The sequence below is a fragment of the Streptomyces sp. NBC_01016 genome (assembly GCF_026341035.1).
Taxonomy (GTDB): domain Bacteria; phylum Actinomycetota; class Actinomycetes; order Streptomycetales; family Streptomycetaceae; genus Streptomyces.
In genome coordinates, this window is sequence record NZ_JAPEOQ010000002.1 from 2,644,912 (window position 1) to 2,671,134 (window position 26,223).

The window sequence follows — 26,223 nt, forward strand, 5'->3', positions numbered from 1 at the left end:
TGTTCTTCTATTGCACGTTCCCGGCCGGTGGTCGGGCCTACCTCGAGAGATGGCGCACGGATGACTGAGATCGTGATTGTTGGCTGCGGCGAGGTCGGTCTCGCCTATGCCGAAGCCGTGCGGGAGACGCCGGTGTCGGGGCTGCACCTGCTGGATCCCGCTCCCGCGCCGACGGCGCTCGCCCTGGCCCACGAGGCAGATCTGGAACTGCACCGGGAGGCCGGCCCCTGGCTGCACCCGGCCGAGGTGGTGCTCCTGGCGACACCGGGCGGAGCGCTGGCATCGATTCTTGACGCGCTGCTGCCCCACGTGCCGACGGGCGCCGTCATCGGGGACCTGAGCACCGCCTCGGCCGAGGACAAACGGGCCGCCGCCGCACGGTGCCAGGAGGCGGGCGTGGGCTATGCCGACATCGCCATCACCGGATCCGTCGCACTGGGCAGGGCGCGGACACCACTGCTCTACGCGGGCGAGGAGTACCCGGAACTTGTCGGCCTGCTGAAGCGGTTCGACGCGCCGCTGACCGTGCTGGGCGACTCCCGTCCCGGGGACGCGATGCGCGTCAAACTGCTGCGCTCAGTGATCATGAAGGGGCTTGAGGGCCTGGCGGTGGAGTGCCTGCCGGCCGCCCAGGAGTACGGCGTGCTCGACCAGTTGTGGGCATCGCTGGCCGACGTCGACCGCACCGGCTTCGTTCCCCTGCTGAACGCCATGGTGCGCACCCACCCGCAGCACGCGACGCGCCGTGAGCACGAGGTGGCCCAGGCGGCCGAGCAACTGGAACAGCTCAGCTACCCGAGCACCATGACCCGTGCCACCGAGCAGCGCTTCGCCGCGACCAACACCGCTGCCCAGCAGTCTCGTTCCGTGCCGGAGACGGCCGACGCCGCCATCGACTGGCTGGCCGGCCTCGCCCGCACCGGCCAGCGATGACACGCGCCCACCCGTCCGCGTAACCCACCGTTCCCCTCCGGAGAGTCATGTCCATACACCCCAACGATGTGGCGGGACAGTACAGGCCGGCCGTCGTCAACAAGATCAAGATCCGTCTCGTGCCGTTCCTGGCACTCCTCTACGTCATCGCCTTCATCGACCGGGCCAACGTCGGCTACGCGGCGCTGGAGATGAACGCCGACCTCGGCATCACGTCCACCCAATTCGGCCTGATCGCAGGCCTGTTCTCGATCGGCTACTTCGTCTTCGAAGTGCCGAGCAACATGCTCATGCGCAAGGTCGGCGCCCGCCGCTGGATCGCCCGCATCCTGGTCAGCTGGGGCGCCGTCGCCGTCGCGACCGGGTTCGTCCACAACTTCACGCAGCTCGCCGCCGTCCGTGTCATCCTCGGGATCGCCGAAGCGGGATTCTTCCCCTGCGTCATCCTCTACCTCAGCCAGTGGTTCCCGGAGCGCGAACGGGCCCGCGTAGTGGCGCAGTTCATGGTGGCCCTGCCCGTCGCCACGCTCATCGCCGGCCCGCTGTCCGGCCTCATCCTGGACCACGTGCACTGGCTTGGTGTGTCCAGCTGGCGGTGGGTGTTCATCCTCGAAGGTGTGCCGGCCGTCCTGCTCGGCCTGGCGACGCTGTTCCTCCTCACCGACTCCCCGCAGTCCGCACGCTGGCTGACGGCCGACGAGAAGCAGTGGCTCAGCCGCACACTGGAAGCGGAGAACGCGGCCAAGGAAGCCCGGCACCGCCAAGTCGGCTTCTGGCGCAGCCTGGCGGGCTGGCGCACCCTCGCCCTGGCGCTGATCTACTACAGCAAGTCCGTCGCCATCTACGTCCTGGCCTTCTTCACCCCGCAGATCGTCAACGGGTTGCAGGACAGCCTCAGCAACACCTCCGTCGGCCTGCTCAGCGCCCTGCCCTACGCCGTGGCGGCCGTGTTCATGGTCTGGTGGGCCCGACGCTCGGACCGGCTGCGGGAACGCCGCTGGCACGTGGCCATTCCGCTGTTCATCGCCGCCGCGGGCCTGTGCGCCATGGTCCTGGTGGAGGACAGCCTCGTACTGTCCCTGCTGCTGCTCACCGTGATCACGGTGGCCGTGTACGCGACCTACGGACCGTTCTGGTCGCTGCCCTCGCTGTTCATGACCGGATCGGCGGCCGCCGTCGGCATGGCCTCGATCAACTCCATCGCCAACCTCGGCGGCTTCGTGGGCCCCTACGGGTTCGGCGCCCTGGAGAGCGCCACCGGCAGCATCTACACCGGCCTGGCCATCGTCGCCGCCGTCCTCGTCGTCTCCGGCCTGCTCGTCGTACGCCTCCGGTTCGTCCGCGAGGCCGAAGCAACCGTCCGCTCGGCATCCGCGCCCGACCGGACCGGCCTGCCCAAGGCCACTGTGCACGACGTCGCCTGACCATCCATCAGTAACGAAACGGAAGATCCATGTCCCTCACGCAAACAGTCCGCACGCAAACAGTCCGCCCTGACCAGAACACTCTCGACCGGCTCGGAGAACTGGGAGCGGCCACGGTCTACGAGGCCAACGGCCAGTGCGGAGCCTTCGACGCCGGCCTCAAGCCCCTGGACCCCTCCCGCACCCTGGTCGGCACCGCGGTGACGCTCGACCTGCCGCCCGCCGACAACTGGTACATCCACCTCGCCCTCCTGGAAGCCGGCCCCGGCGACGTCCTCGTCGTGGACGCCAAGGGGTACCTCGAAGCCGGACCCTGGGGCGACGTGCTGACCTGCGCCGCCCAGGAGCGCGGCCTGGCCGGGCTGGTCATCGACGGAGCCGTCCGCGACAGCCGGGACATCATCGCCAGCGGCTTCCCCGTCTTCACCCGCGGCCTGTCGATCAAGGGAACGAGCAAGGCGGTGCCCGGCCGGATCAACGTGCCCGTCCGCGTCGGCGGGGTCCGCGTCGAGCCCGGTGACATCATCCTCGGTGACGCCGACGGCCTCGTCCGTGTCCCCGCCCACCAGACGGACGAAGCCCTTGCCGCCTCCGAGGCCAGGGCCGCGAAGGAAGCCGGCTTCCGCGACCGCATCCGCACCGGCGCGAGCACACTGGACCTCCTCGGGCTCCCGCGGCCCTGACCAGTACGGGACGGTGATCCAGTCGACTAGGCTTGCCGGGGTCCACAACGGTTGAAGGAGGCGGGTGGAGATGGGACGACCGGCTGATGCCATCTATCTCGCGCTGAAGTCCGCCATCCAGACCGGACAGTTGGCCCCCGGCGCCCACCTCGTCGAGGACACCCTCCGCGAGCAGTACCAGGTGAGCCGCACCCCGGTCCGCAACGCGCTGCGGCGGCTCAGCGACGAGGGCCTGGTCACCATCGAGGCCAACCGCGGCGCCTTCGTCGCCTCCTGGACCAGCGACGATGCCGCCGAAGTCATGGCGATCCGAGCCATGCTGGAACCCTACGCGGCGCAACTCGCCGCCCAGCGTCGCACCAGCGGACAGCTCGACCAGCTGATCAAGCTGTGCGACGCGATGGAGGCCTGCGAGCGGATCCGAGGCGACCGCTTCCGCGACGAACTCGCCCGCCAGAACCACGAGTTGCACCAGCTCGTACTGGAATGCGCGGCCTCCCCGCGGCTGTACAACATCGCCGCGAACCTGACCCGCGCCCCCCTCATGCTCGGCTCGTTCCAGTTCTACGACGACCTGCAACTCCAGCGGAGCCTTCAGGACCACCGGCAACTGGTCACCGCGATCGCGGCGCACGACAGCGCCACGGCCCGCGCCGTCATGGAAGCGCACCTGCGGCTGTCCTACATGGCACTGACCGCGTCACCCCAGCCCACCAACGCTCCTGGAACGTCGTCGGACGATACCTGAGACCGGGGTCGCTATCAGGCGCGCGGCGCCGAGTCGTACGACCAGAGCTCGTGCTGGAATCGTCCGGGCGACATGACCTCCTGGGCCTCCTTCGGGCGCCGGACGACGTCGCAGCGGCGCTGAGGACCCCGGCCGTGGCCGGGGTCCTCCGGAGTGCGCGAACAAGGGGCGTGGATCGGTCAGTTGGTGTCGCGGCGGTGCAGCAGGAAGGTTCCGATGATCAGGGCGACCACCGCGTAACCGCCGAAGACGAGTGCGTCCTGGGTCCGGGTGAGGGCGACGGCGACGGATTCAGCGGTGGCCGTGTCGGAGTCGATGGCCAGGAGTGCGTCGCCTGCGATGAAGGGCAGGAAGCGGGAGATCTGCGGCGACATGAAGAGGTTGAGGAGGTTCTCGACGACGAAGCCCCAGACCAGGAGCCCGGAGATCGCTGCGGCACCATGGCGGACGATCATGCCGATGCCCAGGCCGAGTACGGCGGCGAGCGCGGTGTACAACAGCGCCCACAGCGTGGTCACGGCCATGCCCGAGGTGTCACCCAGGTCGAGGCCGCTGACGAGCGCGCCACCGAGGCCTGCGGCCATCCCTGCCGCGCCGAGCACCAGACCGTACGCGGCCGCGGTGACCGTCTTGGCCAGTGCGACGACCCAGCGCGCCGGCTGCGCGGTCAGGGTGGCCGACAGGGTGCCGTGCTGTGCCTCGGAGGTGAAGAGGAGTACGCCGGCGACGGAGGCCACGACGGCTGTCAGCACGGTCGAGTAGGTGAAGACCTCGGTCGCCGTCAGTACCTCGTCGGTGACGAACGTCGCGACCGCCCAGGAGACGAAGGCGCCGACCAGGGTGGTGAGGGCGAGGACGGCCTGGTGGGAACGGAGCGAGGAGACCTTGAGCCACTCGCTCCTCAGGACGGCAGGGACCGCCCGGATGTTGTCGCCGGGTGATCGGGCGCCGGGACTCCGGTGTTCCTTCGGTACGACGGAGGTGGTGTCGAGCGACGGCGGGTTCGTGGTCACAGGTGTGTAGGTCATCGGTTCGTCCCTTGTTCGGGTGGCGAGTTGGTGGGTGGTGGGTGCGTGGCGGGGGAGAGGGGCGTGCGGTTTACGCGGCGGCGAACTCGGCCGAGGCCTTGGTCATGTCGAGCAGGCGGTCCTCGAGCGAGGTGGTGATCTCGGTGATCTCCACCACGCGGACGTGATGGTCGTACGCGATCTGGGACACGGCGGCCTTGGTGGTTCCGTGGACGAGCAGCCGGTCCCCGGTGGCCTCCGCGACGATGTGCTGTTCGGCCAACAGTCGTACGAGCTCGTCCGGTTGATGTGTCTCCACGACGACCCGGCTCTCGCCCCGCTCCAGGATCGAGGCGACCGACTCGGCGGCCAGCAGCCTCCCGCCGCCGATCACGATGAGGTCGTCGGCGAACATGCTCAGCTCGCTGATGACGTGGCTGGAGACGAAGACCGTGCCGCCCCGGCCCGCGAAGTCGGTGAGGAAGGTGCGCAGCCAGCGGATGCCGTCGGGGTCCAGGCCGTTGGACGTCGAGCAGCAGTACCTGCGGGTCACCGAGGAGGGCCCCGGCCAGGGCGAGACGCTGGCGCATGCCGAGGGAGAAGCCGCCCGCGCGCTGGCCCGCCGCCGTTTCGAGGCCGACCGCGACGAGCACCTCGTCAACCCGCGCTGCGGGGATTCCGCTGATGGCCGCCATGGCCCGCAGGTGGTTGCGGGCCGTGCGGCCGGGGTGCATGGAGCGCGTTTCCAGTACCGCGCCGACGACGGTCGCGGGGTGCTTGAGGTCGGTGTAGTGGATGCCGTCGTAGCGGACGTCACCGGTGTCGGGCCGGGTCAGGCCGACCATGACGCGCATCGTGGTGGACTTCCCGGCGCCGTTGGGGCCGACGAATCCGGTGACGCGGCCGGCCTGGACGCCGAACGTCATGTCCTGGACGGCGGCGCGTTTGCCGTAGTGCTTGGTGACGCCCGAGACAGTGATCATGGGAGAGCTCCGTACGTGGGAGTGGTGGGAGTCGTGTGAGTGCTGTGAGTCGTACGGGTCGTGCAAGGCGTGGGAGTCGTGTGAGAGGAGCGGGGAGACGGACACGACCCCGGCGTTGAACGACGTCAAGTGGGCGAGGACTCCGTGCAGATGGGCCGGGTCGGTGATGTCACCGACGAGGCGGGTGAGGCCGGCGTCCGTGTGATCGACGACGAAGTCGTCCAGGAGCGGCCGCAGGAGCCGAGGGCCGGCCCGGCCCCGGATGACGATCTCGTACGTGCTCTGCGGGGTCGTGTTCTGTGGGGTCGAACTCTGCGGGGTCGTACTCTGCTGGGTCATGTCCTGAGCATCGCGACGAGCGGCATGAGATCGCCTCGTCCGGTTCGCCACCCCACCCGGGTGAGGTGGTGGCAGTAGGCTCGGTGAGGTGACCGTCCCACGGGAAATGGGCTTGGCAGCAACGAAGTTGAGGCCGCCTGTGCCGCCCCGGCACCTCGTGCGGCGCTCCCGTCTCGATGACATCCTGCGTGCCGGCTGTGCCGATCACATCCGGCTGATCCTGCTCAGCGCCCCGGCAGGATCCGGCAAGTCGACGCTGCTCGCCTCCTGGCTGGCGGAGCGGCCCGAAGCCGTCGCGTGGCTGCAGGCGGAACCGAGCGATTCGGACCCCGTACGGTTCTGGTCGCACCTGATCGCGGCGATCGGGCAGGCGCATCCGGTCGCGGTGAGCGAGCTGACGCCGATCGTGGCCGGTTCCAAGGGGAACGACCTGGTCGTCGTGTCGGCGCTGGTCAATGCGCTGGCGGGGGTGGCCGGGCCGCTCGTGGTCGTCATCGACGACTACCACCTGATCGACAACCACAGTGTCCAGGCAGGCATGGAACGCCTCATCGACCTCTGTCCCCGCCAGGTCACCGTCGTCCTGTCCACCCGGATCGACCCGCCGTTCCGGCTCGGCCGGCTGCGCGTACGCGACCAGATCGCCGAGATCCGGGGCGCGGACCTCCGTTTCGACACCGACGAGGCGGCCGGGCTTCTCGGCGCGGCGGGCCGGTCCCTCGACCGCGCCCTTCTCGACCAGCTCTGCGGACGTACGGAAGGCTGGGCGGCCGCGCTCGTCCTCGCGGGGCTGACCCTCCAACGCGCCGCAGATCCAGGCGCGTTCATCGCTGCGTTCCGCGGCGACGACCACCTCGTGGTCGAGTACCTGCGGGACGAGTTCCTCGCCGCGGTCGACACGGACGAGCGTCGGCTCCTCCTGGAGACCTCGATCCTCGACCAGCTCAGCGGGGAACTCGTCGACGCCGTGACCGGCAACGGCACGGTTACCGGCACCGGCACAGGAAGCGGCGGCGCGAAATGGCTGCGCGAGACCGCTGCCGCCAACCAGCTCCTGATCGGCCTGGACCGCACCGGCACCTGGTTCCGCTACCACCACCTGCTGCGGGACCTGCTCCGGCTGGAAGCCCACCAGGAAATCCCTTCACAGATCCCCGCACTTCACGCACGCGCCGCGGCCTGGTTCACCGCCCAGGGCGACCTCGGCCGGGCCATCGACCACCGCCTCAACGGGGACGACCCGCGCGAGGCTGCCCAACTGATGCTCGTCCACGGGCCGCGCCTCCTCGCCGCCGGCCAGACCGACACCCTGCGGTCCTTCCTGGACCGGCTTGGTGACGTGGCGAAGACGCTGACCTGGTGCGCTCTCCTGTACGGCTGGTGCGAGTACCTGGCCGGCCGCTACTCACCCGCGGAGCGCTGGATCGACGTCATGCACGAGGTCGCGTACGAGGGCTTCGACACCACCCCGGCGATCTCCCTGCGCATGAACATCGCGCTGGCCCGGGGCGATGTCACCACCGCGATCGACTCGGCCCGCGAAGTCGCCGCCACCGAGGGCCTGTTGGGGTTCTCCTGCGACCTCGCGACGGCCACCGGAGCGGCCCACGCCTGGGCGGGGCAGGCCGTCGAAGCCCGGCGCATCCTGCGGTTCGCCGCAGAGAAGGCCGCCGCCGAGGAGTTCCGCACGGCACACGTTCTGGCTCTGGTCTACCTGTCCGTGGTCGCCTTCGACGACGCCTCCACGTCGAGCGCGCGAACCGCCGCCGCCACGGCGGTCGACACGGCCGGGCGGTTCGGCCTGGCCGCCTACCACGGCGTCGCCCCCGCCTACGCGATCCGCGCCCGCGCCACCGACGACCCAGCCCACGCCCGGGCGGACGCCCTGCACGCCCTCGGCCTGGTCCGCCGCTCCTCGACCGACCTGGCCCTCGGCTACGTCCTCACCCTCTGCGGAGACACCCTCGCCGCCCTCGGTGACCCCTCCGGCCTGCCTCTCCTCGCCGAGGCCCGTTCCGTCCTCTCCGCCTGCCCCGACCCCGGCATCGCCGGCCGCCAGCTGAAGCGGGCCGCGGCACGCCACGGCCTCGACGACGTCCAACCGGCAGACATCATCGAGCAGTTGACCGGCCGCGAGACCGCCGTCCTGCGCTACCTGCCCGCGAGTCTCTCGCAACGCGACATCGCGGCAGAACTGTACGTATCGCTCAACACCGTCAAGACCCACTGCCACGCGATCTACCGCAAGCTCGGCGTCAGCGACCGGAAGTCCGCGATCCAGGCCGCACGAGACCTGCACCTCCTCTGAGTGTGGTCGGGGCTCTGGCGCGAGCGCTGGACGGCTACAGGCCGCCGCGATGCGGGTTCGGCGACTGAGGTCGACTTCCTCCCGGCCAGACTCACGAAAATCTGTACTGGCCGGGGTAGACATTGGGTGGTGGTGTGGTTATGGTTTCTCTCGTAGCCGAGATCGAGCAAGCCCGGCAGGGATGAACTGCCGGGGAAGCAGTACCCGTAGTTGCAGTTCGCAGGACGGTGCGGTGGTGGAGTTTCGAAGCCAGGTTTGTTGCAGGACGGCGACGGGACTGACGACCGGACCGGGTGGCCCGCAGTGATCAGGGGCCGCCGTGAGCAGTACCGCAGTGGCAGTACCAGCAGTAAGTAAGTGTTTGATCCCAGAGGGAAGAAACGGAGGAGCCGAGCGCCATCAGGATCGCCCGGGTGGATGTCTTGAGCCCGGGTACCGCAGGACATCGATAGTGAGGTGGTCTCCGGTCAAGCAACCGCGATCCCCGCATCCCCGACATCTTCCAGGTCGGGTCGGCGGACACAGAAGGCCGGTGCAGTATCAGGGCCGGCAGATGGTGTAGCAGTTCCTTCGGGGCCCGGGTGCCGTACGGCACCCGGGCCCCTCGACGCGTTCCACACAGAGAACACAGAGAGGTGCAAGTGACAGCAGACGACTCGTTCGGCCGTCTCGACGACGACGACTACCCCGCCTACACCATGGGCCGGGCCACCGAGATACTCGGCACCACCCAGGGCTTCCTCCGCGCCATCGGCGAAGCCCGCCTCATCACCCCGCTCCGCTCAGAAGGCGGTCACCGCCGCTACTCCCGCTACCAGTTGCGCATCGCCGCCCGCGCCCGCGAACTCGTCGACCAGGGCACCCCCATCGAAGCCGCCTGCCGCATCATCATCCTCGAGGACCAGCTCGAAGAGGCCCAACGCATCAACGCCGAATACCGCGCCGCCGAAACCAAGAACCCCAAAACCCCGAGCTGAGACGCTGCACCACCCAGCCGCAGGCGACAGCTCCTCGTGCGCGTGCTCCGTCTCCGGGTGGATAAATTACCTGCACTCGCGGGACGAGGGTTTCACGCACCGTGCGGCCAGCGTGTTTACCGCGGCGAACAGAGTGGAATCGTTGACCGTACTCCGGTTGCCGCCAAATGCTACGGTCGACCTCAGTTGCAGTCATGGTTCCCGCAAACTTCAACGCCCGCGTCGGTATTTTCTGCGGCAGGGCGCGTTTTGTGTTTCCGGTCATTCTCCGGGCGGGACATCATGCCGGCGACCCGGTGTCCGTGGACCGCGGATTCCGGCGCACTGCGCCAAAGGAGATATGGCATGGCATCCGGAACTGTGAAGTGGTTCAACCCGGCCAAGGGTTTCGGCTTCATCGAGCAGGACGGTGACGGCGCCGACGTGTTCGCCCACTTCTCGAACATCGCCACCCAGGACCTCCATGAGCTACTGGAAGGCCAGAAGGTCGTCTTCGACATCGCGCAGAACCAGAAGGGCCCGACTGCCGAAAACATCGTCCCTTTCTGACGCACAGCTTCTGACGCAGGGCTTCGCAGCTGGGGCCCGTATCCCTCGGGATACGGGCCCCAGCCATGCCCGGAACTCCTTTTCAGGAATACGGGCCTACCGTGCCGGTATCTGCTTTTGCATTCTATTTGACCCCGCTCTTGAACCCCCTGCCCCTGCACTGGTCTTCCGCTGCGAGAATTCCTTGATATGGCCACCGCCGTCCGCGGTCGGGCTATACGCCGTATCCGCCGTCGATCCTCAGCACTGCACCGGTGACGTAGGAGGCCTGCGGGCCGGCGAGGAAGTCGCGGGCCGCGCCCCGGCTGAATCCATCGAGGGCCGACCTCGTGCCCGCGTAGTACGCCATCCCCTGGAAACCGGCCCGAGCAGCCACACCCGAGCTGATGCTGACGATGCGCCCGCCATCGGGCAGCAACGGCACCACCGCCTCGATCCCGGCCACCACGCTGGTGTAGTTGACGGCGAGCTGCCGCTCGCGGCCTGTGACGGTGTCGGCTTCTGACGGTGACGGTGTCGGTGCGGGAGGTGGCCGGGCCGGGGCCGCCGCGTTGGACGGACGGCTCCCGGCCGGGGATCACACGGCGGCGTGTCGGGTGTCGGCGGGGTCCTCGGTGGCGATGCCGTGCTGTTCGTTTTCGGGGCGTCCCTGCTTGGGCAGCAGAAACGTGATCGCGAGGAATGCCACGAGCAGACATGCCTGGACGATCAGCGCGCGGTGGAAGCCGCTCGTGAAGTCACCGGTCTTGGCCTGGGCGAAGAACACCGACCCGAAGATCGCGACGCCGATGGATCCGCCGACCGCCTGCACGGCCGACAGCACGCCGGAGGCGGAGCCGATCTCGTCGTCGTCGACCGCGGCGAGGATGAAGCTGAACAGGGCGGCGATCACCATGCCCGCTCCGATGCCTGCCACCGTGATGCCGGGGGCGATGTCCCAGATCGAGAACGAGGTGGAGTCGAGGCCGTCCAGTTCGAACCAGAGCAGAGCCGCTCCGGCCAGCTGGATCAGCGGGCCGATCTGCAGCACCTTGCGGCCGATCTTGTCGGCGAGGAACGCACCGCTGACGGCTCCGCCGATCGCGGTGCCGATGGCGAGCGGCAGGTTGCCGAGTCCCGCGTCTCCGGCGGTGAAGTGCTGACCGATCTGGAGGAACAGGGTGAGTACGAGCTGCGTGCCGATCAGGCCGCCGAAGAACAGGGCGATGCCGCCGAGTCCGACGGTGAAGGCGGGCTTGCGCAACAGGGCGGGGGTGACCAGCGGCTCCCGGCCCGCCGCGGCCGTGCGGCGCTGTTGCACGGCGAACAGGGCGAACCCGATCGCGGAGGCGGCCATGCACAGCCATGTCCACAGCGGCCAGCCGTTCTCCTGCCCCTGGTTGAGGGGCAGGACCAACAGGGCGCAGGACAGCACGACCAGGGCCGCGCCGGTCATGTCGACCCGCACCGTGCGGTCGCCCGGCTTCTTGGGTACGAACTTCGCGGCGATGATCAGTGCCGCGAGGCCGATGGGCAGGTTGACCAGGAACACCGACCGCCAGCCCAGGCCGAAGAAGTCGCCCTCGATGAGGAAGCCGCCGAGCACCGGGCCGATGATGCCGCCCAGACCGAGGACGGGGCCGAAGATCGCGAAGACCTTGGTGAGTTCGGGCCCGGAGAAGTTCTCCCGCAGCAGGCCGAGGCCCTGGGGCAGGAGCATCGCCCCGGCGGTTCCCTGCAGCAGCCGGAAGACGATCAGTGCCGCGATGTTCGGTGCGACTGCGCACAGAAGCGAGGCGGCGGTGAAGGCGGTCAGGCCGATCAGGAACATGCGGCGGCGCCCGTAGCGGTCGCCGAGCCTGCCGCCGAGCACGAGCCCGGCTCCAAGGGTGAGGGCGTAACCGCCGATCACCCACTGCAGACCGACGGAACTGGCGCCGAGGGATTCCTCCAGCGCCGGCCCGGCGACGTTGACGATCGACGCGTCAAGGAGATCCATGATCTCCGCGATGATCATCACGACCAGGATCAGCCACCGCCATCGCTGGGGTTCGGTGGTCCCGTCGGTGGTGGGGGACGGGTCGCGCATGCTCGATACCTCCATGGTGAAACAATTCCATCATGAAGGTAAAGTGGCGACGGGAGGTTGTCAAAGCGGTCGCCGACGCGTGCGGGGTGCGCGGCAGAGGGGAGGGGGGAAGGTCCCCGTCCACTGATGGCTGCCCAACTACCCGGCCTACGCTCGGCGTTGACGTGGTCTCCCGGCCACGGGAGGATCGGAGCAATCGGCGCTGGTCGGCGAAACGGGGTTCACCGTGAGCGAGGACCGTAGGGAAGATTTCTCGGACGCGGACATCGATCGGCAGTTCGCCGCCATCGTCCAGGGCGTAGCCGCTGACATGGAGCCCGGAGGCCCATTCGATCGCGGTCGGCCCGCAGTGACCGCGGGCGCAGGCAAGCCGATGTGGTACCTGGTCCCACTGCGAATGGTCTGCTCGATCACGTTCTTCATGACCCTGTGCTCCAGCATCGCGGCCTATGGCTGCGTCATGAACGACGCGCGTTGGGGCACAGCCACGCTGATCAGTTTCTGCGTGTCGGTCGGGAGCGGCGTCTGCCGACGCGTCGCCAAGTCAAGGTACGACCGACACCACCGGTAGTCAGCGCCGACAAGTACTGCATCTGTTGCATCCCAGCGGCTGACGGCTGACGGCTGCGGCCGGGGCGAGCGCGGCAGCGCGCGGAATTGCGTTGACAGCGCTGGATGCCGCTTGGAACATCGCCCCTGACCAATCGATCCCTGATCGACCGATCCCTGATCAACCGAGAGAAACGGACTTCACCATGCGCGAACTCGTGTGCCCCGCCGTCGCCCCCGACCTGCACACGAGGAGCCATGAACCGTCCGAACCCTCCCACCCCCGTACGTCATGACACCGCCACCGCCGGCCCGGCAACCAGCGCCCGGCGGCTCAATCTGGGCGTGGTGGCCCACGTCGATGCCGGCAAGACCAGTCTGACCGAGGCGCTGCTGCATGTCGGCGGTGCCATCGAGCAGGTCGGCCGGGTGGATGACGGCACGACCCAGACCGACACCCTCTCCCTGGAGCGGCAACGGGGCATCACGATCCGCTCTTCCGTCGCGGCATTCGCGATCGACGACGTCACCGTCAATCTCGTCGACACTCCGGGCCATCCCGACTTCATCGCCGAGGTCGACCGCTCGCTGGCGGTCCTCGACGGCGCCGTGTTGGTGTTGTCGGCCGTGGAGGGTGTGCAGGCTCAGACCATCGTGCTGTACCGGGCGTTGCGCCGCCTCGGTATCCCCGTGGTCTTCTTCGTCAACAAGATCGACAGGACCGGCGCGGCTCCCGAGCGGGTCCTTGAGGGGATCCGGAGCCGCCTGAGCCCGGCACTCGTGCCGCTCGGTCACGTGTACAACCCGGGCACGGCCGCGGCCGAGGCGGCGCCGTGCGCGTGGGACGACCCGGTCGAGTCGGAGCGTCTGACGGAATTGATCGCGGAACATGACGAGGGTCTACTTGAGGACTGGCTCGCCCGGGACCGACCCATCGGACCGCGACGCTTGCGTGCGGCCCTCGGCGCGCTGACCCGTGCCGGTGGTGGTGTCCACCCGGTTCTGTTCGGTTCGGCCAGGACCGGTGCGGGCGTCCGTCCTCTGATCGAGTCCGTCATCGATCTGCTTCCCGTGGCGCTTCCCGTGGTGGTCGGTGACGACGACGCACCAGCGGTGGCGCAGGTGTTCAAGGTCGAACGGTCGGGAGGGCAGCGGGTCTGTACGGTGCGGTTGCGTGCCGGAACGCTCGGCGTCCGCGATCGTGTGTCGCTCGCCGGTGACCGGTCGGCGACGGTGACGGCCCTGGAGGTCTTCAAGCCCGGCGGTGCCATGCGGTGCGATCGCGCGACGGCCGGTGAGATCGCCCGCGTACGGGGCCTGGACGGCGCTCGCATCGGAGACTGGATCGGTTGCCGCCCGTACGCCACCGCGGCGGCGGCAGCGTTGCCGGCACCGGGCTTCGAGACCAGGGTGGTCGCCCAAGACCCGTCCCGGCAGGGCGAGTTGCACCGGGCCCTGTCCGAACTCGCCGACGTCGACCCGCTGATCGGCCTGCGGCCCGAGCGAGGTGCCGCGCGGATCAGGATCTACGGCGAGGTGCAACAGGAGGTGCTGGCCGACACGTTGGCAACCGAATACGGCATCGACGTCGACTTCCGTGACACCGGCGTGGTCTGCATCGAACGACCCTCCGGGACCGGCAGCGCGGCGCTGCACATGGGCGAACCCGGTCACCCGTACAACTACACGCTCGCCGTGACCGTCGAGCCGGCCGCACCCGGCACCGGAGTCGAACTCCTCATCGCAGCGGACCGGTCCACGCTGCCCCTGCACGTCTACGGCAACGTCGACGGATACCGGACCGCGCTGCTGGACTACCTCCACGAGCCCTTGGCCGTCGGCCCGCACGGCTGGCGGGTGACCGACGCACGGGTCACCGTTACCGGCAGCGACTACCAACCGCCGGCCCCACAGGCCGCAGAGGTCAGGCGCACCACCGGCGTGGTGGTCCGCCAGGCCCTCGAACGGGCCGGGACGACTGTCTGTGAACCCGTCGACCGGTTCGTACTCGAAGCGCCAACGCAGGATCTGTCACCGGTACTTGCTCTGCTGGCCCGCCACGGCGCCGTCCCCGATGCCCACCAGACCACGGGACCCCTCGCCGTGATCACTGGAACCCTGCGGAAAGCAGAAGTGAACGCGGTACGCGGAGGCTTGCACGGCGCGGCTCGTGGTGAGGGCGTCCTCGATTCCACCCACGACCACTACCGGCCCGTACGAACCACCGGCAGAAGGAGCGCGGCGATGAGTCCCGCGCCGGCGAGTGCAGCGCCGGTGAGGGCGACACCTGTGAAACCGGCAGAGTGAAGGACGACTCCGCCCGCAGCCGAGCCGCCCGCGATGCCGGCGTTGAACGCGGAGATATTGGCTGCTGCGGCGATGTCGGTGGCGGGGTGGGCCTGCAGGGACACGTTGACCTGCGCGGTGGTGCTGAAGGCGTTGAAGGCTGCTGCCCAGAGCAAGGCGACGAGCCAGATCAGGACCGGGCTGGTCATCACCAGCGGGATGACGATCAGGCTGGTGGCCAGCAGCGCGACAGAGGTCACCAGAGCACGTCGGGTGTGTCGGTCGGCGGCTGTGCCGCCCACGAGGGTGCCGACTGTGCCGGAAACACCGCTGGTCAGCAGAAGGATGCTGGCCGTGGTGGTGCTGAGGTCGGTCTGTTGAGTCAGGAGCGTGACCAGATAGGTGAACGCCGTGTAGTGGCCGGCAGTGACAAGGGCATTGACCGAGAAGGTGACCAGCAGGCGGGGCTTCGCCAACACCTTGAGCCTGGTCGACAGACTGGACGCGGGCTCCGGCGGGGGTTCCGGCACCAGGCGGACGGCGGCTGTCAGGACTCCCACGGTCAGGGCGGACAACGCGCCATAGACGGCACGCCAACCGAACACGTCCCCCAGCAGCGTGCTCGCGGGAACCCCGACGACAGCGGAAACGGTGATCCCGGCGAAGACGACAGCGACAGCCCGTCCTCGACGCTCCGGTCCGGTCAGCGTCGTGGCCACGGTCAGGGCCGTCGCCGCATACATCGCCGCGGCGGTACCGGTGAGCGCCCTGGCCACCAACAGGGCTGGGAAATGGGTGGCGACGGCGGTGACGCCGTTCCCGACAGCAAGCGCCACCGATGCCCCCACGAGGACCTGACGACGCGACAGGTGACTCGTCGTCGCGGTGAGCACGGGGCCCAGGAGCGCGACGGCCACGGCGTACGCGGAGACGAGAGTGCCTGCGGCGCCCGAGGAGATCTCCAGGTCGGCGCTGATGGCGGGCAGCAGTCCGGCGATGGCGAGCTCGCTCGTGCCGAGGACGAAAGCGCCCAGTGCCAGCACAATCAGGGCCGGCATGGCGGCTCGCTGGTGGGTACCGGTTCCGGAAGAGCACGTGCGCATGACACCTCTTGGAAGAGCGACAGTTACGGGTTGTGCGCAGCGCTGATGACCGGCACGGGGCAGACGAAGACGGCCGGGGGAGTTGTACGAGGACGCCGACGGACGTGGTCGGCGAGAAAGAGGGTCCGCGGAAGCGGTCACCCGGGAAACAGCGGGGAGGGCCCGGCCGTTGGCTGTTGTCGCAGAAGGCGATGCCGGGCTTAACGATAGAGCAGTGATGTCGGCCGTCGTGGGCTCAACGGCAAATCGCCATGCGGTTCGCAGTGGGACGAAGCCGCTCGCACCACCTTGCCGGGCCGGTACGGGGGCTGTTCCGTACCGGCCCGGTCCTCACCTCACCTCACAGCATCAGCAGTGTGCGGTTCGCCGCTCGGCCCGTGGCCCTGAGGGGGAGGACCGCGAGGCGTATCAGGACGAGGGCGTTGTCGTCGCCCGCGACGCGGTTGGTGGAGAGTTCGCCGCACGAGAGGCACTCGTGGACGATCAGCCACTCCCCGTCCGGGCGGCAGGACACCGTCAAGGCGTCCATCCGGCCCCGGCAGTCCGACGCGCGGTCGCCTGGGATCCGGGCGTCCACGTGCAGGCTGGTCAGGCAGTTCGGGCAATGGTTGCGGTGGCCGCTGCCCGGGGCGTCGAGGGAGACCTCCAGGCGGCAGCCCGCGCAGCGGAAGTCGCGGGTGCGGTGGCCGTCGCGCTGGTCGTGGAGGATGTCCTTTTCGCGCTGTCGGCGCCGCCGGGGGACGGGGCCTTCGGACGACGTTCGGTTACGGCGTGGCATGCCGGGCCTCCCCGCTCACAGTGTGCCGAACGTTTCGAGGGGGAAGGGCGGTTGGGCCAGTGGCCGTACCGCCATCCGCATCAGCACCAGTTGGTTGTCATCGGGGCTCACGGGGTTCGAGGTGAGCTCGTCGCACCGCACGCAGCGGTGGACGATCATCCAGTCGCCGGTCCGCAGGACGGCGATGGCGATCGGTGACATCCGGCCGTGGCACTCGGTGCGGCCGCCCTGAACGTGGTCCAGGACATGGCGCGAGTGCAGACACGAAGGGCAGTGGTTACGGCTACGGCCGTCCGGATCGGCGGTGGTCACGGTGAGACCGCACCAGGCGCAGACGAACGTACTGATCTTGAGGGTGGGACTGGGGTTCGTGTTGGGGGTGTGCTCGGACACCTGTGCTCCTTGCTGGGGAGTCGGTCATCGACAGCAAGAGCAGGCCGAGCGGCCTCGACGGCTGGATCGGTCGGTTATCCGCGGTGTGTACGTGCGGTACGTGTACGCGGTACGTCGCGGTGAGGCGCGCTCGGCGCGGGCCGGGTCATCAAGACACCCTCTCGGTGGGCGCGGGGCCCGGTGGTTCGGCCGCACGGGCAGGGGATGCCGATGCGGAAGGAAGCAGCGGGCCAAGGGTAGGCAGGCCGGTGGGGCGTATGCGAGCGAATATTTCCGCGCGCGCCAGGAGACAGCGGCCCGCAGTGTTGCGGCCAGCGGCGAACGGGGTGAAGGTCGGCACCGGCAGGATCAGAAGCCGGAGAAGATGCGACGGAACAGATCCATGGACTCGTCGGCCCACCCGATGAGACGCAGGGTCGAAGTCAGGTTCCCCGGCGGCTGGTTGACCAGTGTGTCGTTGCGGATGAGACGGTCGAAGTCGATCAGTACCGGGTCCTGGCGCGGGGTGCGTCCGTCGGGCCTGAAGAACTGGACGCCTGCCAGCCGCATCACACTGATCACTTCCTGGGCGATGATGCCGTACCCGACCGTCGTCGGATGGACACCGTCGAGCGAGAACAGGCCGCCATCGGTGCGCCGTCCGTCCTTGCCGGCGAGGAAGTGCGAGTTCGGCGGCGGGGTCATCGCCCGCAGCGCGGGCGGCAACTCGTACGGCTGCCACCAGCCCGGACGCGCCGACAGGTCCTCCGCGTACCGGCGGGACGCGAGGCGGTCCAGCAGGCCGCAGGTCTCCAGCAGGTACCAGTCCTTTCCCTGGCGTCGGGCCTCCCGGACCTCCGCGGTGATCGCGTCGTTGTACTCGTCGATCGCGCTGTCGACCTGCTGCGCCTCCGAGCCGGTGATGCTCGGGTCCCGGCCGGGATCGAAGTCCCGGTCGCTGATCCATGGGCGGGTGTAGTACGGGTAGTACGCCGAGCCGGGCTCGGTCTTGCCCGCCACGCCGCGTGCGATCGGAGCGATGGTGACGTGCGGGACCGTGCACCAGATGACATGCCGTGCCTTGATGTCGGAGACCGCGGAGGCGACTTCACGCAGCTCTGCCCTGAAGTGCTCCGGCCGCCAGACGGTGAAGCGTCCCTTCTGATCCAGGTCGTCGAATCCGGGGTCCTCGCTCCAGACCACCTTGAGTTCGGTCACGGATTGCAGGGCGTTGTTCGCGCCCAGGAAGACGATCAGCGTCTCGATGCCGTGCTCGGCGTCGGTGCCGTCGGTGTCGTTGCCGAGCGCGGCAGCCGCACCCAGTTGACCGAGGGCCCCGGCCTCCGGCGGCCGGGTCGGCAACGCGCGCAGGGCGGCGCGCTCGCCGGCGTTCTGGACGATCTGGTTGATCGGGTCGTCCTTCGGTGTGTCGATCCGTTTGCGGCACTCGTCCGCCGACTTCGAGAGCGCGTCTCGCAGGTCCCACCCGAAGACGGCGAGGTTGTGCATGATGGCCGTGGTCGAGGGCACCGTCCGGCCGGGGCCCCGCTCCCAGTAGTCCTCCACCCGGTCCATGAGCCCCCGGGCCCGGAACGCCGCGAGCGGCACTTCCCACCAGTCCACGTCTTGCCCGTAGCGGGCTTCCAGGTCACGCAGGAGCAGCTCGATGTTGAGGGGCAGCCCGCCGACACCCTCGTACAGGGGGTACCTGAACCGTTCGATGCACCCCAACTCGTACGCGACGATTGCCGGATACGACAGACCGGTGTTGAAGATCGCGCCACTCTGGAACCCCTGTGTCAGCGAGTCTCCCATCGCCACCAGGCGGTGCCTCGGCTCTCCCTGCCAGTCGCGAGTGACCTCGACCCCCACCTTCGGGTCGGTCTCGGGCTCTCGCGGCCCCTGTCGGCGTACGGAATCGGCCATGATTCCCCCCCTGGCCCATCGCGGCGCACGGGCTGTGCCGCCCTCGCGGGGCTCATTCCTGCGTAGCGCAGCCGGACTCCAAGTGGCACATCCCGTACGGGAGATACGCACAAGTTGGTGCTCACCGCGTGCTCACCGCATGCCCGCCGCGTGCTCATCGCGGGCCCGCCGCTGTCCTCCACGTGCCGGACATCGCGGCCGCGGTGACGTCGCGGTGACGGTCCGGTGACAGCCACCCGCCTAGGGTCGGCGGGTTGGTGACCGCGAGCATGCCGTTCAGAGGCGGCACCACAAAGTGTCCGGGGGAGAGACCCGTGGCCGAGGCCGAAGTCATCGTCCAACTGCGTACGTCGCCGGGTCCCGCGCCGGCGGGCACCGCCGACGTCCTGGACGTCCGGAGCCTGCTGGAGCGTCGCTTCGGCGTCGAGGCAGAGATGTTGTACCCGGGCGCGGATGCCCCGGACCTCATCGGATGGCAACGGATCGCCGTCCCCGCAGGCGTGGACGCCGAGGCAGTCGCCACGGCCCTGCGCGGCCACCCGGCAGTCGAGGCCGCCTATGTGAAACCACCGGCGGACCTTCCGTAACGCGGTGAAGGAGTCAGCTGTGCCACAGCGATCAGGTGCGGGGAACAGCCGGGGGACCGACCGCCCGGCTCCAGAATTCGGACCACTCTTCGGACGCCCCGAGCTGGTGTGTGTCACACGCGCCGACGCCGGGGTGCGCATCACACCGACCGGCGCGACCGTCACGGCGGACATCTCCGTGAGCGGTATCGACGCCGTGGCGGCCCAGGCCGACGTCACCATCAGTCCCCTGTTCGGCGCGGACCAGGAACGGCTGCGCGCCCAGGCGGGGGCTCCCGCGGAGCACATCGGCGCCGACGACGCCACGGCGGAGGTCCTCGACCGGATGGGGCTCTTCTTCCATGTGGACGCGCCGGCCGACCAGTTGGACGCGCTGGCCGAGCAGCTCCGCGCGTCGGACGCCGTGGAGGGCGCCTACGTCAAGCCCGGCGTCGTCCTCGCCGCCTCGCAGACCGCCTCGAAGAAGAAGGAGAGCGGGGAGGCCGAACTCCCGCCGCTCAACGACATGCAGCCGACGGGCGCGGACGCGCCGCCCGTGAGTCCGGACTTCACCGCCCGGCAGGGCTATCTCGACGCGGCTCCGGGCGGCATCGACGCCCGTTACGCCTGGACCCGGCCGGGCGGCCGCGGCGCCGGCGTCAGGGTGATCGACTGCGAGTGGGGCTGGCGCTTCACCCATGAGGACCTGCGGCTGAACCAGGGCGGCATCGTCTCCGGCACCGGGAGCACGGACACCGATCACGGCACCGCCGTCCTCGGCGAGATCGGTGGCGACGTCAACGCGATCGGGATCACCGGGATAGCGCCGGACGCCGTCACCAGCGCGTCCGCGTTCTCCATCCCCACGGCCACGGCGATCCGGAACGCCGCCGACCGCCTCGGACCCGGCGACATCATCCTGCTGGAGATCCACCGTCCCGGACCGCACGCGACCGGCGTCGGCCAGGTCGGGTTCATCGCCGTCGAATGGTGGCCGGACGACTATCTGGCCATCCGCTACGCCGTCAACCGGGGCATCACCGTCGTCGAGGCCGCGGGCAACGGAGCGGAGAACCTGGACCACGTCGACTACGACACCCCGAGGGCGGGCTTCCCGGCCTGGTGGCGCAACCCCTTCCGGCGCACCGCCCTCGACGCCGGCGCCGTGATCGTCGGTGCCGGGGCGCCGCCGCCCGGCACCCATGGCGCCCAGCACGGCCCGGACCGGTCCCGCCTCGACTTCTCCAACTACGGTGCCTGCGTGGACGCGCAGGGCTGGGGACGCGAGGTGACCACCACCGGGTACGGCGATCTCCAGGCGGGCACCAACGCGGACTTCTGGTACACCGACCGGTTCAGCGGCACGTCGAGCGCCTCACCGATCGTCGTGGGCGCACTGGCGAGCACCCAGGGCGTCCTGCGCGCGAACGGCCGTGTCCCACTGTCGCCTTCGCGGTCACGGCAGTTGCTGCGCTCCACCGGCTCGCCGCAGCAGGACGCGCCCGGACGCCCGGCGACCCAGCGCATCGGCACGCGACCCGACCTGCGGCAGCTCATCCCGGTGGCCCTCCAGACGAGCAGCTGGGTCGGCGTCCAGTTCCGGGGCACCCTCGCCGGGAAGCGCACCGGCCGCTGGTTCACCTTCAACTGGCCCGCGCACTGGCATGTGGTGTGGACGGTCGTCCCGACCAGTCCACGCACCGGCGCCCCGCAGATCAGCTGGAGGGTCCGGGTCGAGCGGGCCAACGACACCTACGCGACGTACTGGATCGACGTGACCAACCTCGTGGCCGACTCGGTCGACTTCGAGGCCCGGTTCGCGGTTCTCGGATGGTGAGAGGAAAACGACGATGCGAGTAGGCACACAGTTCACCGGAACACTCAACCCCGGGCAGACCGGACGCTGGTTCACCTTCGGCTGGCCGCAGGACTGGCACGTCGTCTGGTACTTCATGCCGACGACACCGCAGACGGGCAGCCCCCAGATCGAGTGGGAGACCGAAGTCGAGCGGGCCTCGGCCACGGCGGTCACGTACTGGCTGACGGTGAAGAACATCGGCAGTACCCAGATGAACTTCGAAGGCCGGTACGCGGTTCTCAACTAGGCGAGGAGAACGGCCATGAAGGTGCACATCACGATCGCCGATGACGCGGGCGCGGCACCGCCGCCGGGGGCCGGGCCGGGGCGGCAGCACTCCGAGACGCGCGAGACCGCCGCGACGGGCGCCGTCGACGCCGGATCCGCCCCCGCGGCGGGAGCCGAACAGGCCATGACGAACGGCCACCGCACCAGCCCGGTATCGGAATCGATGCGTCCGGCCGGGCCCGTCACGGACGGCGGCGAGGCTCCGGGCTGGCTCGCCGAACTCGTCCGGCTCGCCGACGCCGGACAGGTGTCCCGCCCCGGTGAGGACCCGCAGGAGACCCGTCACTCCTCCGAGAACGCGTCGTCCATGGACGCAGGGCGCGCGGCACCGGGCTGAGCGGCAGCCACCGGTCTGCTCCCACGGAGCCGTGCGGGTGGCACCGGACGATGATGACGCGCAGGGCCGTCGTGGAGCGCGCGACGGCCCTGTCCGCTGCTCCCTGGCGGACCGCGGTGACGCCGCAAAGACGCCCGCCCGCCACACTTGACCGATGGAGCGAACTCGCGGACACCAGGAAGGCGTGACCGTCCTGCGCGCCTGGGTCGAACGAGGTGATCCGACGACAGGCTTGCGGGTCAGGATCATCCGGGTCGCGGACAGCGAACGGTCGCTGACCACCGTCGAGACGACCGTTGACGCTGTATGCGCGGCGGTCCGTGTCTGGCTCCTGGAGCTGCTGGCCGACGAGGCGGCGGACACCACAGGAGGGACCCCCGCGGAGCCGGAGTGACGACCGGCGACAGCGTGCACAGGGCGCACGGATGAGGTCGGTCACACGACGGACGGGTGGCTGCGGCGCCCCTAGACTGACGGCCTGGTCCATGCCCACCGGTCACCGGTGAACCCCCGAAGTATGTGGGGAGAGGCGGATGGAGACGAGTTTTCCGGCCGGGCTCGCCCTCGGCCTGTTGAGCGGTTTCCGGCTGACGACCGGAGCCGGCAGAACCAGCGTGGTCCCCGGCGCACAGCGCCTCATCGCCCTGCTGGCCCTCCAGGAACGACCGCTGTCCCGGGCCTGTGTGGCCGACGCCCTGTGGCCCAGCGGGCGCCCGGACCGCGCGGGGGCGAACCTCCGCTCCTGCCTCTGGCGGGTCAACCGGCGCTGCGGTCCGCTGATCGAGACATCGGCACAGCACCTGTCCCTGGCTGACGGCGTGGCCGTCGACGTCCGCGCCGTGAGCCGCCAGGCACACCGTCTGCTCGAGGGCCCCGACCCCTGCGAGGACTGCCTCACCGCGGCGACCCTGGCCGATCTGTCACTGGACGTCCTGCCCGACTGGTACGACGAGTGGGTACTCGTCGAGCGCGAGCAGTTCCACCAACTGCGCCTGCACGCCCTGGAAGCCATGAGCGGGCGGCTGGTCGCCGTCGGCCGCTACGGCGTCGCGGTGGACGCCGGGCTGGCGGCGGTGCGCGCCGAGCCGCTCCGGGAAAGCTCGCACCGGGCGGTCATCCGGGCGCACCTGGCGGCGGGCAACGACTGGGAGGCGGCCCGGCAGTACGTACGGTGCTGCCGGGCTCTTCACCGGGAGTTGGGGATCGAACCGTCGCCCGCGCTGCGGCGCCTGGTGCCGTTCCGGGACTCGACGCTCATGCTGCTGCGCTGAGGGCGGCCGGCCGGGCGTTTGGGTGGCACAATCTCGCCCTGCGGCGCTCCGAAAGACTTTCGAAACTCTCGTCGTGCTGATGCCTCGTCACGCTGGCCGAATCCCGCTCCTGGTTGCCAACCTGCCTTCTGTGCAGCCGAGTTGTTCCCATGACCAGGTGGGATGACGTGTGTGACGGGTGCCGTCGAACTGCAAAGTTTCGCTCTCTACGTCGAAAGAGTTGACAGCGCAAAAGCCCGGCGCCAGCCTAACGACGTCGACACGCACCTCAATGGCTGAGCAGCCTCACGCTGGCCCCACCAGGAGGAAGCATGAACATGAGCGACCTGCCCCCCAGAAACCCCCCACGTCGTACGTCGCGCTCTTTGATGGCCGGGCTGGCCGTCGCCCTGATGGCCGGCGCGTGCACCCTCGGCGTCGACACCACCGCATCGGCGCGTGCCGCTGCCTGCACCGGCTACGTCGGGCTCACTTTCGACGACGGCCCGTCCGGCAGCACGCAGGCCCTGCTCGACGCGCTCAAGCAGAACGGGCTGCGCGCCACCATGTTCAACCAGGGGCAGAACGCCGCTGCCAACCCGTCCCTGGTCCGCGCACAAGTAGCCGCCGGTATGTGGGTGGGCAACCACAGCTACACCCACCCGCACCTGACCCAGCTCGGCCAGGCACAGGTCGACTCGGAGATCTCGCGCACCCAACAGGCCATAGCCAACGGCGGAGGCGGCCAACCCCGGCTGTTCCGTCCGCCGTACGGCGAGACCAATGCGACGGTGAAATCCGTCGCGACCAAGTACGGCCTGACTCAGATCATCTGGGACGTCGACTCGCAGGACTGGAACGGCGCCGGCACCGACGCGATCGTGCAGGCCGCCGCACGGCTCACCAACGGCCAGATCATCCTCATGCACGACTGGCCCGCCAACACGCGCGCGGCGATCCCGCGCATCGCGCAAGGGCTTGCGGCTCGCGGTCTGTGTGCCGGCATGATCTCCCCGCAGACCGGCCGCGCAGTGGCTCCGGCCTGACGCCTCCACGCCGGATGAGTGGTTCCGTGTACGAGAGTCAACGCCTCGTCGTGGGTGGGGTACACGGGACCACTCCCGTCACAGCTCTTACCGAAAATCCGTTACTGCGTCATGATCCACCGGAGCGCAGCGAAGAGAAATCCGAGCGATGTGCCCGTAGGAGTGATTGATGACGTCTCGCCGCCAGATCCTCGGTGTCCTGGGAGCCGCCCCCGCGATCGCCGCCCTCGGCAGCACCGGCGCGTACGCCGCCGCTGCCGCGCCGACGGGAGCACCGGCCGGTAGCAGGGCCCGCGTCCGCCCCGCCTCGATCGTCCCGGTCGCGGGGGACGACACCCCGGAGCAGATCATCGCCAAGGCCGCGAACGTCGTACCCAGAAAAGGGCAGTTGGCGTGGCAGCGGCGGGAGATAACGGCGTTCACGCACTTCGGGATGAACACGTTCACCGATCGCGAGTGGGGGTCGGGCGCCGAGGACGCGGCGACGTTCGCGCCGACCGCCGTCGACGCCGACCAGTGGATCCGCACATACCAGGCGATGGGCGCCGAGCTCGCGATGATCACCGCCAAGCATCACGACGGGTTCACGCTGTTCCCCAGCCGGTACACGCCTCATTCGATCCTCAAGAGCCCCGGGCAGCCGAATGTCGTCCGCACGTACGTGGATGCGGCACGCGCCCACGGGATGCGCGTAGGGATCTATCTCTCGCCCTCCGACGGCGGCGAGTTGCCGCACGCCTGGCACGCCGAGTGGATCGAGTCACTGCGGAAGAAGCAGTCCGAGGGCGGGGAGTTGACCTCGGTGGAGCAGACCGCGCTCGACGACGGCGACCGTGCGCCCGGCGGACTCGGCCGGTTCGGCAACGGCAGCGCGGTCAAGAAGCACACCATCCCCACCCTGGTGGAGGGCGACGACCGGGCCGACGACGTGCGCTCGGGGAAGCTGCCGACGTTCACCGTGCACGTCAACGACTACGACGCGTACTACCTGAACCTGGTCTACGAACTGTTCACCGAGTACGAGCCGTTGGACGAGTTCTGGCTGGATGGCGCCAACCCGTGGGCCGACGCCGGGATCACCCAGGAGTACCGCTTCGAGGAGTGGTTCCGGGTGATCGAGGCGCTGTCGCCGGACACCGTCGTCTTCGGTGGTCCGACGGGCGTGCGCTGGGTCGGCAACGAGGACGGGATCGCCCGCGAGACCGAGTGGAGCATCGTACCGACGACCGCCGACCCGTGGACGTACCACGGCGAATGGCTGCTGCCGCACGGCCCGACCGCCGCCGACATCGGCTCCCGGGCCCGCCTCACCGAGTCCGGCGTGACCCATCTGTCCTGGTTCCCCGCGGAGGCCGACGTCTCCAATCGGCCCGGCTGGTTCCACCACCCCGACCAGAAGTCGAAGACGGCCGCCCAGCTCTTCGACCTGTACGAGAAGAGTGTCGGGCGCAACGCGACCCTGCTGCTCAACGTGCCGCCCTCGAAGGCGGGGACGATCGATGCCGCGGATGTCGCCGAGCTGACGGCGTTCGGGCAACGCGTACGGAAGGTGTACGGCCGGCCGGTGGCCAAGAACGCCGACGGTACGACCACCTTCGACCGGGTCGCGGTCCGCGAGGACATCGAGCACGGGCAACGGGTGGAGAAATTCGCCGTGGAGGCCGAGATCGGTGGTGCCTGGCGGCGGATCGCCACCGGTACCACCATCGGCTACCAGCGTTTCCTGCCGCTGGACGCCCCCGTCACCGCGAGCCGCGTCCGCATCAAGGTCCTCGCGTCCCGCGCGGAACCCCACTTGGGCCGGACGACGCTTCACCGGGCGACGGACTGACCCACGCCGTGCCC

General features: G+C 69.4%; 24 protein-coding genes and 2 pseudogenes. 17 read left to right on the top strand and 9 right to left on the bottom strand.

Annotation, left to right across the window (positions count from 1 at the left end; all coding sequences use genetic code 11):
* The first annotated feature begins 60 nt into the window (after positions 1–60).
* The 4 genes from OG746_RS38810 to OG746_RS38825 all read left to right on the top strand — a co-directional run bounded on the left by OG746_RS38810 (position 61) and on the right by OG746_RS38825 (position 3,788).
* Positions 61–933, top strand: a complete 873-nt coding sequence (locus OG746_RS38810; RefSeq protein ID WP_266723302.1) for an NAD(P)-dependent oxidoreductase — start codon at positions 61–63, stop codon at positions 931–933.
* 47 nt (positions 934–980) lie between these two features.
* Positions 981–2,357, top strand: a complete 1,377-nt coding sequence (locus OG746_RS38815) for an MFS transporter (protein WP_266723304.1) — start codon at positions 981–983, stop codon at positions 2,355–2,357.
* Positions 2,358–2,386: 29 nt separating this feature from the next.
* Positions 2,387–3,040: a 4-carboxy-4-hydroxy-2-oxoadipate aldolase/oxaloacetate decarboxylase gene (locus OG746_RS38820; protein WP_266723305.1), complete on the top strand. Its 654-nt coding sequence runs from the start codon at positions 2,387–2,389 to the stop codon at positions 3,038–3,040.
* A gap of 70 nt (positions 3,041–3,110) precedes the next feature.
* Entirely contained in the window at positions 3,111–3,788 is a 678-nt protein-coding gene (locus OG746_RS38825) for a GntR family transcriptional regulator (protein ID WP_266723306.1), read from the top strand.
* Between the two features lie 179 nt (positions 3,789–3,967).
* On the opposite strand, the gene OG746_RS38830 is transcribed toward OG746_RS38825, so the two are convergent.
* The 3 genes and pseudogenes from OG746_RS38830 to OG746_RS45490 form a co-directional block, all read right to left on the bottom strand.
* Positions 3,968–4,816, bottom strand: coding sequence for an ABC transporter permease subunit (locus OG746_RS38830; protein ID WP_266723307.1), 849 nt, complete (start codon positions 4,814–4,816; stop codon positions 3,968–3,970).
* A 70-nt stretch (positions 4,817–4,886) separates the two neighbouring features.
* Positions 4,887–5,348: a DUF8746 domain-containing protein gene (locus tag OG746_RS38835; protein ID WP_266725805.1), complete on the bottom strand. Its 462-nt coding sequence runs from the start codon at positions 5,346–5,348 to the stop codon at positions 4,887–4,889.
* A gap of 34 nt (positions 5,349–5,382) precedes the next feature.
* A pseudogene (locus tag OG746_RS45490) lies at positions 5,383–6,300 on the bottom strand (DUF8691 family protein); the annotation flags it as partial.
* Here OG746_RS45490 and OG746_RS45495 point away from each other — a divergent pair.
* The 3 genes from OG746_RS45495 to OG746_RS38860 all read left to right on the top strand — a co-directional run bounded on the left by OG746_RS45495 (position 6,230) and on the right by OG746_RS38860 (position 9,951).
* A complete protein-coding gene (locus OG746_RS45495; protein WP_323179735.1) occupies positions 6,230–8,425 on the top strand; it encodes a winged helix-turn-helix domain-containing protein in 2,196 nt (731 codons plus the stop codon). The pseudogene OG746_RS45490 and the gene OG746_RS45495 sit on opposite strands and share 71 nt — an antisense overlap.
* 641 nt (positions 8,426–9,066) lie before the next feature.
* Positions 9,067–9,402, top strand: coding sequence for a MerR family transcriptional regulator (locus tag OG746_RS38855; protein ID WP_266723308.1), 336 nt, complete (start codon positions 9,067–9,069; stop codon positions 9,400–9,402).
* A 345-nt stretch (positions 9,403–9,747) separates the two neighbouring features.
* Positions 9,748–9,951 (top strand): cold-shock protein, encoded by a 204-nt coding sequence (locus OG746_RS38860; RefSeq protein WP_266723310.1) that lies wholly within the window; start codon positions 9,748–9,750, stop codon positions 9,949–9,951.
* Positions 9,952–10,165: 214 nt separating this feature from the next.
* Here the strand turns inward: OG746_RS38860 and OG746_RS38865 are convergent.
* Positions 10,166–10,426: pseudogene (locus tag OG746_RS38865) on the bottom strand (SDR family oxidoreductase); the annotation flags it as partial.
* Between the two features lie 102 nt (positions 10,427–10,528).
* Positions 10,529–12,019, bottom strand: coding sequence for an MFS transporter (locus tag OG746_RS38870; RefSeq protein WP_266723312.1), 1,491 nt, complete (start codon positions 12,017–12,019; stop codon positions 10,529–10,531).
* 226 nt (positions 12,020–12,245) lie between these two features.
* On the opposite strand from OG746_RS38870, the gene OG746_RS38875 reads away from it, so the two are divergent.
* Positions 12,246–12,590, top strand: coding sequence for a hypothetical protein (locus OG746_RS38875; RefSeq protein ID WP_266723313.1), 345 nt, complete (start codon positions 12,246–12,248; stop codon positions 12,588–12,590).
* A 236-nt stretch (positions 12,591–12,826) separates the two neighbouring features.
* A complete protein-coding gene (locus tag OG746_RS38880; RefSeq protein ID WP_266723315.1) occupies positions 12,827–14,875 on the top strand; it encodes a GTP-binding protein in 2,049 nt (682 codons plus the stop codon).
* Here OG746_RS38880 and OG746_RS38885 read toward each other — a convergent pair.
* The 4 genes from OG746_RS38885 to OG746_RS38900 form a co-directional block, all read right to left on the bottom strand.
* Entirely contained in the window at positions 14,773–15,912 is a 1,140-nt protein-coding gene (locus OG746_RS38885; protein WP_266723317.1) for an MFS transporter, read from the bottom strand. The genes OG746_RS38880 and OG746_RS38885 overlap by 103 nt on opposite strands.
* 385 nt (positions 15,913–16,297) lie before the next feature.
* Entirely contained in the window at positions 16,298–16,735 is a 438-nt protein-coding gene (locus OG746_RS38890; RefSeq protein ID WP_266723319.1) for an RNHCP domain-containing protein, read from the bottom strand.
* Positions 16,736–16,750: 15 nt separating this feature from the next.
* Positions 16,751–17,128, bottom strand: a complete 378-nt coding sequence (locus OG746_RS38895; protein WP_266723321.1) for an RNHCP domain-containing protein — start codon at positions 17,126–17,128, stop codon at positions 16,751–16,753.
* A 348-nt stretch (positions 17,129–17,476) separates the two neighbouring features.
* The gene (locus OG746_RS38900; RefSeq protein WP_266723323.1) at positions 17,477–19,033 is read right to left on the bottom strand and encodes an SGNH/GDSL hydrolase family protein; all 1,557 of its coding nucleotides are present in this window, start codon (positions 19,031–19,033) and stop codon (positions 17,477–17,479) included.
* A gap of 314 nt (positions 19,034–19,347) precedes the next feature.
* On the opposite strand from OG746_RS38900, the gene OG746_RS38905 reads away from it, so the two are divergent.
* From OG746_RS38905 to OG746_RS38940, 8 genes are all read left to right on the top strand, one after another.
* Complete coding sequence (locus OG746_RS38905; RefSeq protein WP_266723325.1) at positions 19,348–19,620, top strand: hypothetical protein; 273 nt, start codon at positions 19,348–19,350, stop codon at positions 19,618–19,620.
* 19 nt (positions 19,621–19,639) lie between these two features.
* Positions 19,640–21,436, top strand: a complete 1,797-nt coding sequence (locus OG746_RS38910) for a S8 family peptidase (protein WP_266723327.1) — start codon at positions 19,640–19,642, stop codon at positions 21,434–21,436.
* Between the two features lie 13 nt (positions 21,437–21,449).
* Entirely contained in the window at positions 21,450–21,704 is a 255-nt protein-coding gene (locus OG746_RS38915; RefSeq protein ID WP_160503574.1) for a hypothetical protein, read from the top strand.
* Between the two features lie 15 nt (positions 21,705–21,719).
* Positions 21,720–22,082 carry a hypothetical protein gene (locus tag OG746_RS38920; protein ID WP_266723330.1) on the top strand — a complete coding sequence of 121 codons (363 nt, stop codon included), beginning with the start codon at positions 21,720–21,722 and terminating at the stop codon, positions 22,080–22,082.
* Between the two features lie 154 nt (positions 22,083–22,236).
* Entirely contained in the window at positions 22,237–22,476 is a 240-nt protein-coding gene (locus OG746_RS38925; RefSeq protein WP_266723331.1) for a hypothetical protein, read from the top strand.
* 139 nt (positions 22,477–22,615) lie between these two features.
* Positions 22,616–23,353: an AfsR/SARP family transcriptional regulator gene (locus tag OG746_RS38930; protein ID WP_266723332.1), complete on the top strand. Its 738-nt coding sequence runs from the start codon at positions 22,616–22,618 to the stop codon at positions 23,351–23,353.
* A gap of 317 nt (positions 23,354–23,670) precedes the next feature.
* Positions 23,671–24,378 carry a polysaccharide deacetylase family protein gene (locus tag OG746_RS38935; protein ID WP_266723333.1) on the top strand — a complete coding sequence of 236 codons (708 nt, stop codon included), beginning with the start codon at positions 23,671–23,673 and terminating at the stop codon, positions 24,376–24,378.
* A gap of 169 nt (positions 24,379–24,547) precedes the next feature.
* On the top strand, positions 24,548–26,209 hold the full coding sequence (locus OG746_RS38940) for an alpha-L-fucosidase (protein WP_266723334.1): 1,662 nt from the start codon (positions 24,548–24,550) through the stop codon (positions 26,207–26,209).
* The last annotated feature ends 14 nt before the right edge of the window (positions 26,210–26,223 follow it).